This is a genomic window from Nonomuraea phyllanthi, assembly GCF_006334985.2.
Lineage (GTDB): Bacteria > Actinomycetota > Actinomycetes > Streptosporangiales > Streptosporangiaceae > Nonomuraea > Nonomuraea phyllanthi.
The window spans coordinates 90,565-107,252 of the sequence record NZ_VDLX02000027.1; the positions used below are offsets into that span (position 1 = coordinate 90,565).

General features: G+C 73.0%; 15 protein-coding genes. 6 read left to right on the plus strand and 9 right to left on the minus strand.

The features are described 5' to 3' along the window. Complete coding sequence (locus FH608_RS45655; protein ID WP_139637436.1) at window positions 1-723, minus strand: dienelactone hydrolase family protein; 723 nt, start codon at window positions 721-723, stop codon at window positions 1-3. 48 nt (window positions 724-771) lie between these two features. After that, complete coding sequence (locus tag FH608_RS45660; protein ID WP_139637437.1) at window positions 772-2,985, minus strand: MMPL family transporter; 2,214 nt, start codon at window positions 2,983-2,985, stop codon at window positions 772-774. A 97-nt stretch (window positions 2,986-3,082) separates the two neighbouring features. Here FH608_RS45660 and FH608_RS45665 point away from each other — a divergent pair, with 97 nt between their 5' ends. Continuing rightward, window positions 3,083-3,607: a TetR family transcriptional regulator gene (locus FH608_RS45665; protein ID WP_139637438.1), complete on the plus strand. Its 525-nt coding sequence runs from the start codon at window positions 3,083-3,085 to the stop codon at window positions 3,605-3,607. A gap of 16 nt (window positions 3,608-3,623) precedes the next feature. Next, window positions 3,624-4,841: a Gfo/Idh/MocA family protein gene (locus tag FH608_RS45670; protein WP_226900489.1), complete on the plus strand. Its 1,218-nt coding sequence runs from the start codon at window positions 3,624-3,626 to the stop codon at window positions 4,839-4,841. Between the two features lie 41 nt (window positions 4,842-4,882). Here FH608_RS45670 and FH608_RS45675 read toward each other — a convergent pair whose 3' ends face one another. The 3 genes from FH608_RS45675 to FH608_RS52135 form a co-directional block, all read right to left on the minus strand. Beyond that, window positions 4,883-6,802, minus strand: coding sequence for a PASTA domain-containing protein (locus FH608_RS45675; RefSeq protein ID WP_139637440.1), 1,920 nt, complete (start codon window positions 6,800-6,802; stop codon window positions 4,883-4,885). Window positions 6,803-6,910: 108 nt separating this feature from the next. Next, window positions 6,911-8,581: a serine/threonine-protein kinase gene (locus tag FH608_RS45680; protein WP_139637441.1), complete on the minus strand. Its 1,671-nt coding sequence runs from the start codon at window positions 8,579-8,581 to the stop codon at window positions 6,911-6,913. Between the two features lie 94 nt (window positions 8,582-8,675). Continuing rightward, a complete protein-coding gene (locus FH608_RS52135) occupies window positions 8,676-9,248 on the minus strand; it encodes a TetR/AcrR family transcriptional regulator (protein WP_193319004.1) in 573 nt (190 codons plus the stop codon). A gap of 66 nt (window positions 9,249-9,314) precedes the next feature. On the opposite strand from FH608_RS52135, the gene FH608_RS52140 reads away from it, so the two are divergent. Further along, window positions 9,315-9,848, plus strand: a complete 534-nt coding sequence (locus FH608_RS52140; protein WP_193319005.1) for a hypothetical protein — start codon at window positions 9,315-9,317, stop codon at window positions 9,846-9,848. A 58-nt stretch (window positions 9,849-9,906) separates the two neighbouring features. Here the strand turns inward: FH608_RS52140 and FH608_RS45695 are convergent, their stop codons facing one another. Next, complete coding sequence (locus tag FH608_RS45695) at window positions 9,907-10,368, minus strand: MarR family winged helix-turn-helix transcriptional regulator (RefSeq protein WP_139637445.1); 462 nt, start codon at window positions 10,366-10,368, stop codon at window positions 9,907-9,909. 54 nt (window positions 10,369-10,422) lie between these two features. Between FH608_RS45695 and FH608_RS45700 the strand changes: the two genes are divergently transcribed. From FH608_RS45700 to FH608_RS45710, 3 genes are all read left to right on the plus strand, one after another. Continuing rightward, on the plus strand, window positions 10,423-11,577 hold the full coding sequence (locus tag FH608_RS45700; RefSeq protein WP_139637446.1) for an FAD-dependent oxidoreductase: 1,155 nt from the start codon (window positions 10,423-10,425) through the stop codon (window positions 11,575-11,577). Between the two features lie 67 nt (window positions 11,578-11,644). Further along, complete coding sequence (locus FH608_RS45705; protein ID WP_139637447.1) at window positions 11,645-12,460, plus strand: HipA family kinase; 816 nt, start codon at window positions 11,645-11,647, stop codon at window positions 12,458-12,460. Beyond that, window positions 12,457-12,834: a DUF3037 domain-containing protein gene (locus FH608_RS45710; RefSeq protein WP_226900490.1), complete on the plus strand. Its 378-nt coding sequence runs from the start codon at window positions 12,457-12,459 to the stop codon at window positions 12,832-12,834. Before FH608_RS45705 ends, FH608_RS45710 begins: the two co-directional genes overlap by 4 nt. An 11-nt stretch (window positions 12,835-12,845) precedes the next feature. Here the strand turns inward: FH608_RS45710 and FH608_RS45715 are convergent, their stop codons facing one another. The 3 genes from FH608_RS45715 to ispG form a co-directional block, all read right to left on the minus strand. Beyond that, window positions 12,846-13,688 (minus strand): GNAT family N-acetyltransferase, encoded by an 843-nt coding sequence (locus FH608_RS45715; RefSeq protein WP_139637483.1) that lies wholly within the window; start codon window positions 13,686-13,688, stop codon window positions 12,846-12,848. Window positions 13,689-13,772: 84 nt separating this feature from the next. After that, window positions 13,773-15,359 (minus strand): alpha/beta hydrolase, encoded by a 1,587-nt coding sequence (locus FH608_RS45720; protein ID WP_139637449.1) that lies wholly within the window; start codon window positions 15,357-15,359, stop codon window positions 13,773-13,775. A gap of 135 nt (window positions 15,360-15,494) precedes the next feature. Next, window positions 15,495-16,658 (minus strand): flavodoxin-dependent (E)-4-hydroxy-3-methylbut-2-enyl-diphosphate synthase, encoded by a 1,164-nt coding sequence (ispG, locus tag FH608_RS45725; protein ID WP_139637450.1) that lies wholly within the window; start codon window positions 16,656-16,658, stop codon window positions 15,495-15,497. Window positions 16,659-16,688 lie beyond the last annotated feature (30 nt).

The following is a 16,688-nucleotide window of genomic DNA, read 5'->3' on the forward strand; positions in this document are numbered from 1 at the left end:
TCAGGACGTGTGGCGTTCGGTGAACGACAGGATGCGGCGCCAGGCGTCCTGGCACACCTCCGCCCACTCGCCGTAGGAGCGGTCGAAGAAGGAGTGGGGCGCGCCCTCGTAGACGTGCTCCTCGTGCTCCGTGCCCACCCGGTCGAGCGCGGCCTGGAAGGAGGCGTACTCCTCTGGCGTGGTGGCCCTGTCGGCCTCGCCCAGGAGCATCAGGACGGGCGCGCCCGGACCGGTCGTCGGCTCCTCGATCATCCGCAGGACGCCGTAGAAGCCGATGCCGCCGGCCAGGCCGTTGCCCTCGTACGCCTGCCGCCACGAGTGGCCGCCGCCCATGCAGAAGCCGACCGTGAAGACCGGCCCGTCCAGCGCCTCGGTGGCGGCCCTGGCGTCGGCCCTGACGTGCTCGCTGGTGAGCTGCTTGACGTGCGGCCCGTGGTCGAAGTCGTCGCCGCGCTCGCCGGTGCCGGCCGTGCGGCCGAAGTAGTCGATCGCGATCGTACGGAAGCCCGCCTCGGCGAACCGTACGGCGAGATCCCGGTAGTACGGGTGCAGACCGCGCACGTCGGGCAGGATGACCACGCTGCGCCCGTTCGGCTCGGCGGGCTCGGCCCGGTAGGCGGTGAACCGGTTGCCGTCGGCGGCGGTCAGCTCGATCTGCTCATGAGAGGCCACCTCGCCCTGGATCGGCGGGGCGGGCGGTCTGCTGTCGGTGGAGTGGCACATGTGATCAGCATGCCCGTGATGATTCTCACTATCCAACCGCGGCGGGTGTCAGGCGCCGACGAGCTGCCGCTCCGGCTCGGGGGCGGCGTCGTGCTCGTCCTCCTCGCCCTCGACCGACAGGTTCGGCAGCAGCCGGTCCAGCCAGCGGGGGCACCACCAGTTGAGCCGGCCCAGCAGCACCATCGTGGCCGGCACCAGGAACCCCCTGATGAGGGTGGCGTCCACCGCGATGGCGGCCGCGAGCCCCACGCCGAACGTCTTCACCATCGGGTCCGGGTACGCGATGAACGCCACGAACACCGCCACCATGATCAGCGCGGCCGACGTGATGACCCGGCCGGTCGAGCCCAGCCCCTCGGCCACCGCCCGCGCGTTGTCCCCGTGCCGCTGGTACGCCTGCCGCACCGCCGTCAGCAGGAACACCTCGTAGTCCATCGACAGCCCGAACAGCACCGCGAACAGCATCAGCGGCACGTAGCTCTCGATCGGCACCGAGAAGAACAGCGTCTGCACGTACGAGGAGCTGACCGGCGGATCCATCCCCACCAGGCGGCTGCCGAGGCCGGTCGAGAACACCAGGGCCAGCGTGCCGAAGGCGGCGCCGAGCGAGATGAGGTTCATCACGGCGGCCTTCACCGCGACGATCGGGGCGCGGAAGGCGAGCAGCAGGAGCAGGGCGCTGAGCACCACCACCACGGCGATGACCAGCGGGGTGCGCTCGGCCATGCGGTCCCCCGCGTCGGTCAGTGCCGCGACCTCGCCGCCGACGTGCACGCCCACTCCGGGCAGCGAGACGGCCCTGATCTCCGCCACCACCCCGGCGGCCCTGGCGTCGCTGGGGGCGTAGTCGGTGACGACCTGGAGCAGGACCGAGCGACCGGAGGTGTTGACCTCGGGGGTGGCGACGTGGGCGACGCCGTCCACGTGCTCGACCTCGCGGACCACCTGGTCGACCACGGGGTCCCCCTGGTCGGCCACGCGGGAGGGCAGCTCGGCGACCACGATCAGCGGGCCGTTGGCGCCGGGGCCGAAGCCGGTGGCCATCAGCTCGTACGCGCGCCGCGACTCCGAGCCCTGCGCGCCGTACCCGTTGTCGAGCGGGCCGAGCTTCAGCGCGAGCGCGGGCGCGGCCACCGCGGCCAGCACCAGCACGCTGGCGGCCAGCACCCGCCACGGCCGGCGCGCCACCCACGAGCCGAGGCCCGCCCAGCCCGTGCCGGACGAGCCGCCGCCGCGCAGGAAGGGCACCTTGAGCGCGTTGACGCGGTGGCCGAGCAGCCCCAGCAGGGCGGGGACGAGCGTGATCGAGGTCAGCACGGCGGCGACGACGGAGATGCCGGTGATCCAGCCGAGGGTGCGCAGCAGCGGGAAGCCGCCCAGCATGAGCGCGCTCAACGCGATGATCACCGTGCCGCCCGCGAACACCACGGCGCCGCCCGAGCTCGCCACGGTCCGCCGTACGGACTCCACGACGGGCACCCCGTCCGCCAGCAGCCGCCGGTGCCGGGACAGCAGGAACAGCGCGTAGTCGATGCCCACGCCCAGGCCGATCATCGTGGCCATGATGCCCGCCTGCTTGGGCACGTCCATCACGTGTCCGAGCAGCCCGATCACGCCGAGCCCCGACGCGACGCTGACCAGCGCCGTGAAGATCGGCACCATCGCCGCCACCAGCGTCCCGAACGCGAACACCAGCACCAGCAGCGCGCACGCCACGCCGATGATCTCGCTGGGCCCGGTCTTGAGCTCCTTGTCGGCGGGCGAGGCGCTGCCGGCCGCCACCACCTCGATCCCGGCGGCCCGCGCCGGATCGGCCGCCTTCGACAGCGCACTGGTGATCTCGGCGAGCTTGCCGCCGTCGTGGCCCCGCATGCGGATGCCGATGAGCCCGATCTGCAGGTTGGAGGAGATGCCGCCGCGCCGGAACGGGCCGTCCACCCGCACGACGTGCGGCATGGCGCGCAGCCGGTCGAGCGCGTCCTCGACCGCCCGCTTGCGCCGCTCGTCGATGAGGGGCCCGTCGGCGGAGTAGAGCAGCAGCTGCACGGTGCCGCCGCTGCCGTAGCCCGGCCCGAAGCCGGTCTTCATGAGGTCGTGCGCCCGCTGCGCGTCGGTGCCGGGAATCGTCACGTCGTTGCTGACGGGACTGCCGAACACGAGGCTCCCGCCCATCAGCGCCCCCGCCGCGACCACCCATAGCGCCAGGACGATCCGCCCGTGCCGCGCGCACCAGCCACCCAGCCGTCCAAGAAACCGCGTCATCGCCCGTGTCCCTCTCGACGGCTGTCCTGTACGCGCGTACAGGACTACGATAAAGCGCGATATATCCGGAGCGTACGGATCGCACGGAAATGAGACCATGACCACACCCGACGACACCCGGACCCGGATCCTGGCCGCGGCCAGGGAGTTGTTCGCCGAGCGCGGCTACGCGGGCACGTCCCTGGCCGACATCGCGGCGGCCGTGGGGCTGACCAAGACCGCCGTCGCCTACCACTTCCACCCGAAGGACCGCCTGGCCTCCGAGCTGCTCGCCCCCGCGGCCGATGACATGCTGGCGCTCCTCGGGACCGACTTCCCCAGCCGGGAGGCGCTGGTCGAGGCGCTGGTGACGTTCGCGGTGCGCTACCGCTCGGTGATCCGGCTGTTCATGGAGGACCTGGCCGGCGACGACGCCGACGGGCCCGGCACGGAGCGCGAGGCGACGGTCCGGTCGTTCAGGGACGAGATCTTCACCAGGCTCGCGGGCGAGGACCCGACCCCGGAGATGCGGCTGCGCAGCTGGGCCCTGCTCGGGGCGTTGCAGTGGGGCGCGGTCAAGACGATGGACGTGCCGGAGGAGCAGGTCCGGGACGCACTGCTCGCCTCGGTACGGAGCCTGTAGGCGCATGGAGGACACCATGATCACTCTGGCGGTCGTCGGCGCGGGATCGCGGGGCGCCGGCTACGCCCACCACGCCGCCGCCACGGGCCGGGCGCGGGTCGTCGCGGTGGCCGACCCGCTCGACTCGCGCCGCGACAGGTTCCCCGAGGCCGAGCGGTACGCCGACTGGCGCGACCTGGCCGCGCTCCCCCGCCGGGCCGACGCGGTGATCGTCGCCACCCAGGACAGGGACCACGTCGAGCCCGCGGTGCGCTTCGCCGAGCTGGGCTACGACGTGCTGCTGGAGAAGCCGATGGCGGTCTCCGAGGAGGACTGCCGCGCCATCGTCGCGGCCGCCGAACGCTCCGGCGCGATCTTCGCCGTCTGCCACGTGCTGCGCTACACGCCGTACACGCGGGCGCTGAAGGCGCTGCTGGACACCGGCCGGATCGGCGAGATCGTCAGCATCCAGCACCTGGAGCCCGTCGGATGGTGGCACCAGGCCCACTCGTACGTGCGGGGCAACTGGAGGCGCGCCGACGAGTCCACGTTCATGCTGCTCGCCAAGTCGTGCCACGACCTCGACTGGCTGGTGCATCTCACGGGCAGGCGGGTGGCGCGGGTGTCGTCGTTCGGCGGCCTGCGGCACTTCCGTCCCGAGCACCGCCCGGAGGGCGCGGCCGACCGCTGCCTGGACTGCTCCGTCGAGGCCGCCTGCCCGTACTCGGCCAAGCGGATCTATCTCCCGCTGGCCGGGCGCGAGGTGTGGCCGCTGTCGGTGCTCACCGACGACGTCTCGGAGCGCGGCGTGCTGGAGGCGCTCAGGACCGGCCCGTACGGCAGGTGCGTGTACGCCTGCGACAACGACGTGGTCGACCACCAGGTCGTGAACCTGGAGTTCGAGGGCGGGACGACGGCGTCGTTCACGATGACGGCGTTCACCCCGGCGCTGCACCGGCAGACCCGGATCTTCGGCACCCGCGGCTCGATCGACGGCGACGGCGAGCGGCTGACCGTGCACGACTTCGTCACCGGCCGCTCGGAGACCGTGGACACCCGGCCGGGCGGCGACGCCACGGCTCGGGGCGGGCACGGGGGTGGTGACGAGGGGCTGGTCGAGGCGTTCCTCGCCGCGGTCGCGACCAGGGACGGCTCCTCGATCCTGTCCTCGCCGGGCGAGAGCCTGCACAGCCACCTCGTCGCCTGGGCCGCCGAGCGGTCGCGCCTGCGCGGCGAGACCGTCACCCTGAGCTGAGCCCTCCCCCGCGACGGTGGCGAGGCGCGAGCGGGCCGTCATCACTCGCCGGCGGGGGTGGTGGTGGGCGTCTCCTCGGGCTCGCCGGGGCCGGGGCCTGTCTGGGAGGCGAGGCCGACCACGATCAGGACCTGGGCGCCCCGCCTGGCGCAGCTCCCGGGATCGACGCTCTGGCTGAGGATCACGCCGGCGCGCGAGGCGTCGTCGACGACCTGGCCCCTGACCCGTGCCCTGAAACCCGCCTCCTTCAGCGCCGCCCGCCCGTCCGCGCGGGACCGGCCGACGACCGCCGGGACCTCGGTGCCGTTCCTGGCCACCGTGAGCGCCACCGAGGTGCCGCCCGAGACCCGCCGCCCCGCCTTGGGCTGCGTGGAAATGACCTCGTCGTCCGGCCGGTCGGAGCAGGAACGCGTGACGGCGCCGGCCTTCAGCCCGGCGTCGGTGAGCGCGGACTCGGCGGTCTCGCTCTGCCGCCCCGTGACGTCGGGGACGGCGACGCCCGCCGAGACCCGCAGCGAGACCGAGGTGCCCTTGGCCACCGCCGCGCCCGGCGCGGGCTCGGCGCTCAGCACCCGGCCGATCTTCTGCGCCGAGTCGGCCTCGGTGACGGTTCCGAGCACCAGCCCGGCCCGTTTGAGCGCCTTCGCCGCCGCGCTCCTGTCCATTCCCACCAGTTCGGGGACCGGGACCTGGACCGTGGCGGGGTTCGGGGCGGGCGGCGCGGCCGTGGGCCCGCTCTGCTCCCGCGTCTTCCTGGTCTTGGCGGGCGAGGACGTCTCCGCGGAGGACCGGGACCGTACCGGATCGGGCCGCGAGGGGACCGACGGCCCGGCGGCCTGCACCCCCTGCGTCCGGGTCTCGGTGCGGGTCGCGGGGATCAGGGCGGTGAGCAGGACGGCGGCCGTGACCAGCAGCGCCGCGCCGGCCGCGACGGCCGCCGTGGGCCAGGACCGGGCACGCCGGCGGCCGGGAGCCGTCTCGGCCGGCGGGCCGCCGTCCTGCGCACCCGGCCCTGGTAGCCGGTAGCCGCCGGGCGTCCCCGTCTCCTCGGGCACCGCCATCGGCGGGCCCGAGGCCGTCGAGGAACGCTGCTCGGGCACCAGCGGTGGCGCGCCCCGCAGCACGTGGGGCGGAGGCGAGCTCAGCACCTCCGGCGGCAGGTCGCTCGCCTCCCCCAGCAGCTCGAACAGCAGATCCCTGCTGGTGGGCCGGTTGCGTGCGTCCTTGTCCAGGCACGCCTCGACCAGCGTCCGCAGCCGCCCGTCCAGCCGGCCCAGCTCGGGCGGCGCGGTCAGGATGCGGTGCAGCACCGGCGCGACCGAGTCCTGCCCGAACGGCGCCGACGCGTTGGCCGCGAAGCACATGGTGGCGCCCCACGAGAACACGTCCGCCGCACCCGTGACGGCCATGGCCGTGATCTGCTCCGGCGCCATGTACGCGGGCGTGCCCACCCCGCGCCCGCTCACCGTGGCCGCCGCGTCCAGCGCCCTGGCCAGCCCGAAGTCGATCACCCGGGGCCCGTCGGAGCCGAGCAGCACGTTCTGCGGCTTGAAGTCCCGGTGCACGATCCCCGCCCGGTGGATCGCCGCCAGCGCGGTGGCCGTGCTGACCGCCAGCCGCTCCAGCGCGCCGCCCTGGCGCGGCCCGGTGAGCGCGACCTCCCTGTGCAGGGACGGCCCGTCGACGTACTCGCTGACGATGTACGGGCGGCCCTCGTCGAACCCCGCGTCGATCACCTGGGCCGTGCAGAACCTCGCCACATGCTTGGCCAGCTCCACCTCCCGCAGGAACGCCGCCCGCTCGTCACCCACGGGACCGTGCAGGAGCTTGACCGCGTATGACTCCCCGGCTCTCGAACCGAGGAACACCGCGCCCTGCCCGCCCTCGCCCAGCCGTCCGGAAAGCTCGTACTCCCCGAGTCGGTGCGGGTCCCCCGTCCTGAGCGGCTGCGCCGTTGGCACGGGGCGCCTCCCCTCGCCGCCACCCCTTCCTGCTCTCCACTGAAGGCAATGCGGCGCGTCCCGTCAACAGTACGCAGGGCAATCGCGGCCTGACCGTGACACAGCAGGTCAGGAGGCTCGCGCGACCGTGCCCGAATACGTCACTTCGTCCTTACCCTGGCGCGTCACCTTGATGGCCATCTGGTTCGCATCGGACGTCGGGAACATCCGCAGCGTCCCCGGATAGCACTCGTAGCCGGTGACCCTGTCGAGGGTGAAGACCGTCCCGCCTTCGACGCGGCCCAGCCGGCCCGTGCAGTGCAGGTCCGCGCCCCAGCGCATCGCCCCGCCGTCGGAGCCCAGGCTCAGCTCGACCGGGAAGACCCGCTGCGCAGTGAAGTGCTCGGCCGAGCCGGTCCACGTCCCTTCCAGCCCCGGCTCCTGCGCGCCGCGCAGCCAGAACACCAGCCCGGCCACCGCCACCAGCAGCGCGGCGGCCACGGCCACCTGCCAGCCGCGCACCCGCCTGCCCGGCTTCTGCTTCTGCTTCGCGGTGCTGTCGCGGCCGACGGCGGGGAAGCTCGTGGTGGGATCGGGGTCCGTGATCCGGCCCGGCTCCGGACCGGGCGGAGCGGTCGCGATGACCAGCCGCAACCCGGCCGTGTCCGGATCTCCTTCGCGATCCTGGCCCGCCCCCGGCCCGCCGGCGTCCCGGCCCGGCCGCACCCCCGCCTCCGACCCGCCCAGCCCGACGCCCATCTCGGGCACGCTCGGCCCGACGCCCGTCCGCGACCCGCCCGGTCCGGCATCCGTCTCCGGCCCGCTCGGCCGGGTATCCGCCTCCGGGGTAGCGATGCCCTGGCCGGCGGCGACGCCCTCGCTGGAGGGCTCCGTCGCCTCGGTGCCCTCACCCGCGGCGGCGTCCGGGCGGGAGTGGCGGGGAGCCGCGTGAGCGCCGTCGACGGCGGCGAGCGCGCCGGACGACAGGACGTCTCCACCTGCCGCCGTCTGCCCCAGCAGCCGCCGCAGGACCTCCTCGGCGTCCGGCCGGTCCCCCGGCTCCGGCGCCAGGCAGGCCGCCACGATCTCCCCCAGCCGCCCGGTCAGGGTGCCGAGGTCCGGCCTCCCGTACAGGATCCTGGCCAGGATCTCCTGGTACGTGTCCGCCGTGTACGCGTGCCGCCCCGTGGCCGTGTAGACGACGGTCAGCCCCCACGCCCACAGGTCGGCGGCCGGCCCGGCGGGCTCTCCCTTGATGCGCTCGGGCGACAGGTACGCCGGGGTGCCGACGGGCATGAGGTTGGTCGTCGCCGACGCCTCGGAGAGCCGGGCCACCCCGAAGTCGATCACCCGTGGCCCGTCGATCCCGAGCAGCACGTTGGCGGGCTTGAAGTCGCGGTGGACCACCCCGGCCCGGTGGATGGCGCCGAGCGCGGTGGCGGTGCCGATGGCCAGCCGCTCGAGCGAGCCGCCGAGGCGCGGCCCGCTGGCGACGACGTGCTCCATGAGCGAGGGGCCCTCGACGTACTCGCTGACCAGGTAGGGGCGGTCGCCTTCGAGGTCGGCGTCCAGCAGCTGGGCCGTGCAGAAGGCGGCGACCCTGCGCACGGCCTCGACCTCGGCCAGGAACCTGCGCCGCACGTCCGCGTCGCCGAGGCTCGCGTGCAGCAGCTTGATCGCGACCTGGGCCCCCTGCTCGGAGTGGCCGAGGTAGACGACGCCCTGCCCGCCCTGGCCGAGCCTGCGCGACAGCCGGTACGTGCCCAGCTGTCGGGGATCATCGGCGCGGAGTGCGGACATATCTCTCGATTATGCCGGGCTTTGGATCAGCGCCGCGTCGCCATCCGGAATCGACGCATTTCGACCAAGCGTTTGCTCGCATGCCAGGAAGGGCTCAGACCGAGCGGGAAGGAAGGCCCAGCTCCGCCATCGCCAGGTCGGCGAGGTGCCCGGCGCCGTCCGCCGCCACGCCGATGCGGGCCAGCGCCGCGAGCCCGAGATAGCCGGCGTACGCGGCCAGCGCCCGCCGGGCGGCCTCCTCCGGCGCCTGGCCGGCCTCCTCCAGCGCGGCCCGGATGTACGCCAGCCGCCGCTCGCTCACCCTCCGCACCACCGCCCCCACCCCCGACGAACCCGCCCCTGTCACCGCGTCGTCGACCTCGCTGATCAGCCGGAACGAGATGGCCGCGTCGCGCCCGTCGCCGAAGGCACGCTCCATCAGGACCCGCATCCGCTCCACCGGATCGCGCAGCCGCTCCAGCCCGGCGATGACCGCCTCGGTCTCGGCCTCCCAGCGCTCCAGCGCCGCCTCCACCAGCGCCTGCCGGTTGGGGAAGTGCCAGTAGAAGCTGCCCTTCGACACGCCGAGCCGGACCGCCACCGGCTCCACGGCCACGGCGGCCAGGCCGCCCTCCGCCAGCGCGTCCAGCGCGGCCCTCGCCCAGTCGTCCGCGTTCAACCGACCCACGCGCCCATCCTTCCATACGCCAGCGTATAGTCCCTTCCATACGCATCCGTATGGAAGAGGTGGCCCATGCCGACGCTCACCGACCGGTTCATCCCCGTCCCCGACGCCGCCGAGCGCCACTCCATCGTGATCAGCGCACCCCGCGACCGCGTCTGGGACGCTGTCACGCGCCCGGGCTCCCTCGACCTTCGGCCCGTCGTCGCCCTCCGCAACGTGGCCGTACGGCTGAGCCGCGGCCGCCCGCCACGTGTCGCGCCCGCCTTCACCCGGCTCGCCGAGGACCCGGGACGCGAGGTGGTCCTCGGCCTCATCGGGCAGTGGTGGCGCCTCGGCCACGCCGAGAGCTCGGGCGCGATCGCCGACGGAGACGGCTTCCGCGCGTTCAACCGGCCGGGCTACGCGAAGGGCACGCTGAGCTTCCTGCTGGACGAGGCGGGCGAGGGGCGGATCAGGCTCGTCACCGAGACCCGCGTGGTGGCCACGAGCGAGGACGCGCGGCGCGCGTTCATGAGGTACTGGCTGGTGATCCGCCTCGGCAGCGGTCTGATCCGCCGCCTCATGCTCGCCGGCATCCGCGCCCGCGCCACCCGCCACCCGTGAATCCGCCGGCCCTCCGCGAAGCCGCCCGTGCCCCGCACGGCCACCTCCCGCCAGGAGCTCAGGCGTCCGGATGGTCGGCGAGGTTGTGCAGGATGCGCCGGAGCATGTCCGTGACCTGCGCCACCTCCTCCGGCGAGAACCCCGCGAAGACCTGATGGCTGATCCGCCCGAAGACCGGCGGCAGGCTGGGCACCAGGGCCTGCCCCTCGTCCGTCAACTCGATGACGATCGAGCGCCGGTCCTCGGGATGCCGTGTCCGCCGCAGCAGCCCCTTCGCCTCCAGCCGGTCGAGCAGCCTGGTCATCCCCGCCGTGTCGGTGCCGAGCCGGCTCTTCAGCTCGCTCGGCGTGCCGCCGCCGCGCGAGGCGTGCAGCAGCAGCGCGGCCTGCTGCGCGGTGAGGCCGAGCGGGGCCAGGCGCCGCTCGGTCTCGGTGTTCAGCTCTCTGCCCACCTGCACGAGCAGCGACCCTCCCCCAAGGACCAGCTCGAACGCCGGCTGCGGTGCGCGGTTCTCGTTCATCCGCCGAGAATATCCTGCGTAGACATTTGCTGTCGCGACAGTTACAGTCGCGACATGACCGACATCCTGATCGTGGGAGGCGGTATCGCCGGCCTCTGCCTGGCCCAGGGCCTGCGGCGGGCGGGCCTCGGCGTCACCCTCTTCGAGCGCGACCCCTCGGCCGCGCACCGCCCCCAGGGATACCGCATCAGCCTCAAGGAGACCGGCGCGCGGGCGCTGCGGGCCTGCCTGCCGGACCACCTGTTCGACCTGGCGGTGGCCACCTCCATCCGCCCCGCCACCCGCATGATCTTCATGGAGCCGGACCTGCGGCCCAAGTTCGCCAAGGACATCCCCGACCAGCGGCCCGGCCTCGACGGGCTCGGCGTCAACCGGCTGACGCTCCGGGAGATCCTCATGACGGGGCTGTCCGGCTCCGTCTGCTTCGGCATGGAGTACGAGCGGTACGAGCGGCTCGGTGACGGCCGCGTGCGCGCCAACTTCGCGGACGGCGCGAGCGTGACCGGTGACCTGCTCGTCGGGGCGGACGGCGTCGCCTCCCGGGTGCGGGCGCAGCTCCTGCCCGGCGCCGTGGTGGACGAGCTCGACTGGGCCCTGTACGGCAGGACGTGGATCACCCCCGGCCTGCTGTCCACCACGCCGCCCGAGCTGGTCGACACGTTCAACCGAATCATCGCCCCCGACGGCACGGCCGTCTCCGTAGCCACCTGCCGCCCGCTCACCCCCGTGCCCGAGGCGGTGGCCCGGCACGCCCCCGGCGCGCGCCTGACCGACGTGCCGGGCTCCTTCTCGTGGACGCTGAGCGTGCCTGGCCCGCGCCCCGGCGGCGCGCCACCGGCCGCGCTGCACCGGCTGGCCGTCGACACGGTGCGCGACTGGCACGAGGGCGTGCGGCGCGTCGTGGAGGAGGCGGAGCCTTCGGCGACGTTCGTGTCGCGGACCCACTCGGCGCGGCGCGTGGAGCCCTGGGACGAGCCCGCGGTCACGCTGGTCGGCGACGCCGTCCACAGCATGAGCCCGGGGCGGGGCGAGGGCGCGAACGTGGGGCTCAGGGACGCCCACCTGCTGAGCGACCTGCTGGGAGGGGCGGGCAAGCCGCTCGCCGCCGCCAAGGCGGAGTACGAGCACCGCATGCTCGACTACGCCTTCGCCGCCGTGGACGCCTCCCGCGACCACCCCTTCGCCCCCTTCCGGCGCCCGTCCCGCTGACGCCGACCCCGGCGGACATTCCAGGCCGAAGGAGAGAACGAGGTCAGATGGGCGATAGCCTCATCCTGTGCTGGAAAGGATCGCAGCCACCCGTTATGTGACCCCGTTGCGAGAGGGCGGGTCGTTGCCCGGCGTGGTCGAGGCCGACGACCTGGGCACGTACGTCGTGAAGTTCCGTGAGGCGGGTCAGGGCCGGCGGGTGCTGGTGGCCGAGATCATCGCCGCCGAGCTGGGCCGCCGGCTGGGCTTCAAGGTCCCCGACCTCAAGCTCGTCGACCTCGACCCGCAGCTGGGCATCAGGGAGCCCGACGAGGAGGTGCAGGACCTGCTTAAGGCCAGCACCGGGCTCAACCTGGCGGTCGACTTCCTGCCCGGCGCGCTGGGGTTCGAGCCGCTGGCCTGGGTGGCGGACCCGGTGTTCGCGGCTCGGGTGGTGTGGTTCGACGGGCTGATCCACAACATCGACCGCAGCTGGCGCAACCCCAACCTGCTGATCTGGCACCGCGACACCTGGCTGATCGACCACGGCGCGGCGCTCTGGTTCCACCACAACTGGCGGACGGCCGACCCCCGGCGGGCGTTCGACGCGGGCGACCACGTGCTCGCGCCGTACGCCGGCGACGTCGACGCGGCGGGCGCGGAGCTGGCCGCTAAGATCGACAGGGAGCTGCTGGAGACCGTGACGGCGCTCGTGCCCGACGAGTGGCTGGCGGGCGAGCCCGGTTTCGACGGTCCGGCGGCCGTGCGCGAGGCGTACGTCGAGCATCTGCTGCGGCGGGCCGACGGCCCGCACGACTGGCTCGTGCGGACCGGGGAGAAGGCGCCGAGACAGGGGCAGGGGCCGGGCTCCGTGGGCGAGTTCTGGCGGGGAGGCGGCCGGTGAGCAGGGACGTCTACGAGTACGCGGTGATCCGCGTCGTGCCCAAGGTCGAGCGCGGCGAGCTGATCAACGCCGGCGTGCTGCTCTACTGCCAGCCGCGCGGCTACCTGTGCGCCCGGGTCGAGCTCGACCCCGCCCGCCTGCGCGCCCTCGACCCGGCCGCCGATGTCGACGCCGTGCGTCGCGCGCTCAGCGCGTACGAGCTGGCCTGCGGCGACAAGCCGGGGCCGCTGGCCGGGGAGTCGCTCGGCGGCAGGTTCCGCTGGCTGACCGCGCCCCGCAGCACCGTCGTGCAGACGGGCCCCGTGCACGCGGGCCTCACCGCCGACCCCGGCGTCGAGCTGGCCCGGCTGTTCGACAAGCTCGTACGCGTCTAGAACGGCACCGGCTAGAACAGCACCGACATGAACGTGTCGACCTCCTGGAAGCCGACCTTGCGATAGACCGCCCTGGCCGAATGGTTGTAGTCGTTGACGTACAACGTGACCACGGGGGCGTAGCAGCTGGTCGCGGCCTCCACGACGGCGGCCATGCCGGCCACGGCGTGGCCCCTCCCCCGCAGCTCCGGCGCGACCCAGACGCCCTGGATCTGGCAGGCGTGCGGCGTGACCGCCCCGATCTCCGCCTTGAACACCACCCGTCCCTGGTCGATGCGCGCGTACGAGCGGCCGATGCGGATCAGCTCGGCCACCCGCGTGCGGTAGAGGGCGCCGCCGTCGCCGAGGTTGGGCGAGACGCCGACTTCCTCGGTGAACATGGACACGCAGGCGGGCAGCAGGATGTCGAACTCCTCCGGCCGCACCCGGCGCACCAGCGGATCGGCGGGCACCGGCGGGCGGCGCGAGGTCGCCATGACGGGCTGCGCCCAGCGGATCGCCCTGGCCCGCCCCCAGTGGGGCTCGAGCCGCTCCCACAGCAGCGAGACCGCGTCGACCGGGCCCACGATCGAGGAGCAGCGGCGCCCCTGCTTCCTGGCGCGGTCGGCGAACGCGTGCACGGCCTCGGGACCGGCGTTGACCGGCACCAGGTTGGCGCCGGCGTAACAGAGCGACACAAGCCCGCCGCGCGTGCCGTACCCCCACATCTGCCCGCCGAGCCTCGCCGGGTTGAGTCCGACGGCCCGCACCCGGGAGGAGACGAAGACGTTCGCGACCGGGTCGGTGTCCAGCAGAGCCAGCACCTCGTCCCGGTCGCTGTCGTCGAGCACGCGCGACGCCGATGTACGCAGCATCACATGGTCAGACTACGCGAAGGTTACCGATTACCTCATAGCGCGACGCCCTCGGTAATCCATTCTTGACGTCACCTCTTGACGTCAACGTCCGAGCAGCACCCCGAGCGCGTCCAGCAGGCCACCCGCGGGCTGCTGCTCCGCCGCCATGGGCTGGGTCGCCTGTGGCACGGGCACCGCGGCGCACGACACGTCGCGCGGCGGGAGCGTGCCGTCCCGCAGGTACGCCGCCAGATGGTTGTCCACGCACCGGTTGCCGCCCAGCGACACGCCATGGTTGCCGCCCCGGTCGATCACCATGGTCACGCGCTGGAAGTGCCGGCGCATCTCCAGCGCCCCCTGGTACGGCGTCGCCGCGTCGCCCCTGGACTGGATCATGAGAATGGGCGGCAGCTTCCGCGACCCCTTGACCTTGACCGGCGTGCCGCCCTCGACCGGCCAGAACGCGCAGGGGGCGTTGAACCAGGCGTTCGGCCAGGTCAGGAACGGCGCGAGCCGGTTCATCCTGGTCATGTCGGCCCGCCACCTGTCCCAGTCGCGCGGCCACTTGGCGTCGCGGCACTGGACGCTCAGGTACATCGCGTAGCCGTTCTCGTCCTTCGCGTCGTTCTTGCCGTGCTTCTCGTAGAGGTCGACCAGGCCCTTGACGTCGCCGTGCCGTACGTACGCCGACCAGGCCGCGGCGAACCGGGGCCAGACCCGGTCGCTGTAGCCGGCGACCGTGAAGACGTCGTCCAGCTCGCTCGGCCCCACGACGCCGCCGGCCGGGCGGGTCCGCAGCCGGTCGCGCATCGCGTAGTAGGCGAACGAGGTCTGCGAGGGTGTGGCGCCCAGCCGGTAGACCGAGTTGTTCCTGGCCGTCCAGGCGAGGAACTGGCGGTGGCGGTGCTCGAAGGCGCGGTCCTGCTTGAGGTTGGACTCGTACCAGACCTCCGTCGGGTCGATGGAGCTGTCCAGCACGAGCCGCTTGACCCGGGTGGGGAAGAGCGTGGCGTAGACGGCGCCCAGGTAGGTGCCGTACGAGTAGCCGAGGTAGCTGATCTGGTCCTCGCCGAGCGCGGCCCGGATGGTGTCCATGTCCCTGGCGGAGTTCTCGGTGGTGAGGTACGGCAGCAGCCAGGCCCAGTAGTTGCCGCACCGGTTGGCGTAGTCGGCCGCCCGCCGGAGCAGCACCCGCTCCTCGTCCGGCCCGTGCGGCACCGCGTCGGGCCTCGGGGCCCTGTAGTACGCCTCCGGGTCGACGCAGTGCACGGCCGGCTCGCTGCCGCCGACGCCGCGCGGGTCGAACCCGACGATGTCGTAGCGCTCGCTCACGTCATGGGGCAGCGCCATGGCGACGTACTGCGTCAGGTCGCGACCGGACGCCCCCGGCCCGCCGGGGTTCACCAGGAGCGTGCCCAGGTGGTTGGCGTCCCTGGAGACCTTGCCCTTGATCCGGTTGATGGCCACCTTGATCGTCTGGCCCCAGGGCTCGGCGTAGTCGAGCGGCACGCGTACGGTGGCGCATTCGAGATCGGCCGAGACCGCCCGGCCCGGCTGCTGCGGACAGGGCGCCCACTCCACAGCTTGCGGCGCAAGGCGCGCGCCGCTCGCCACCGCCACCCCGTCCGCGCTCGCGATCCCGGCGACTAGCACCGCGACACCGGCGACAACCCCAACGACCCGCTTCACCCGGTCCCCTTCCCCGTGTCCGTAGGCGTTGCGATGCTGCCGTACGTGACGGGGTCATGACGCTGGGTATGGGGAAAAGCTTGCCATCATGTAATCGCATGATTGCATGACGTAACGGCTCGTGCGGGGGCGGCCTCAGCGCACGACGACCTCGGGGCCGGAGTCGTCGCCGAGGTCGACCTCGACGCCCATCTCCTCGGCCAGGCGGAGCGCCTCCTCGATCAGCGTCTCCACGATCTGCGACTCGGGCACCGTCTTGATGACCTCGCCCTTGACGAAGATCTGGCCCTTGCCGTTGCCGGAGGCCACCCCGAGGTCCGCCTCGCGGGCCTCGCCGGGCCCGTTGACGACGCAGCCCATCACGGCGACCCGCAGCGGCACCTTGAGCCCTTCGAGGCCCGCCTGCACCTGGTCGGCGAGGGTGTAGACGTCGACCTGGGCGCGCCCGCACGACGGGCAGGAGACGATCTCCAGCCCCCGCTCGCGCAGCCCGAGCGACTCCAGGATCTGGGTGCCGACCTTGACCTCCTCCACCGGAGGCGCGGACAGGGAGACCCGGATGGTGTCGCCGATGCCCTCTGCCAGCAGGGCGCCGAAGGCCACCGCGGACTTGACGGTGCCCTGGAAGGCCGGACCGGCCTCCGTGACGCCGAGGTGCAGCGGGTAGTCGCACTTTTCGGCGAGCAGGCGGTACGCGTTGATCATGACGACCGGGTCGTTGTGCTTGACCGAGATCTTGATGTCGCGGAACCCGTGCTCCTCGAACAGCGAGCACTCCCACAGCGCCGACTCCACGAGCGCCTCGGGCGTGGCCTTGCCGTATTTCTGCAGCAGGCGCGGGTCGAGCGAGCCGGCGTTGACGCCGATCCTGATCGGCACGCCGTGGTCGGCCGCCGCGCGGGCGATCTCGCCCACCTTGTCATCGAATTTCTTGATGTTTCCCGGGTTGACCCGGACCGCCGCGCACCCGGCCTCGATGGCGGCGAACACGTACTTGGGCTGGAAGTGGATGTCGGCGATGACCGGGATCTGCGACTTCCTGGCGATGAGCGGCAGCGCGTCGGCGTCGTCCTGGGACGGCACGGCGACCCGCACGATCTGGCAGCCCGACGCGGTGAGCTCCGCGATCTGCTGCAACGTGGCGTTGACGTCGGCGGTCACCGTGGTCGTCATCGACTGCACCGAGACGGGCGCGTCGCCGCCCACGGGCACGCTGCCGACCATGATCTGGCGAGAATGTCGGCGTTCGGCGAGCGGCTTGGGACGAACCGTCGGGATGCCGAGAGCTACAGAAGTCATTTCAACCCTTACTGTGACGACGGTTTCCAG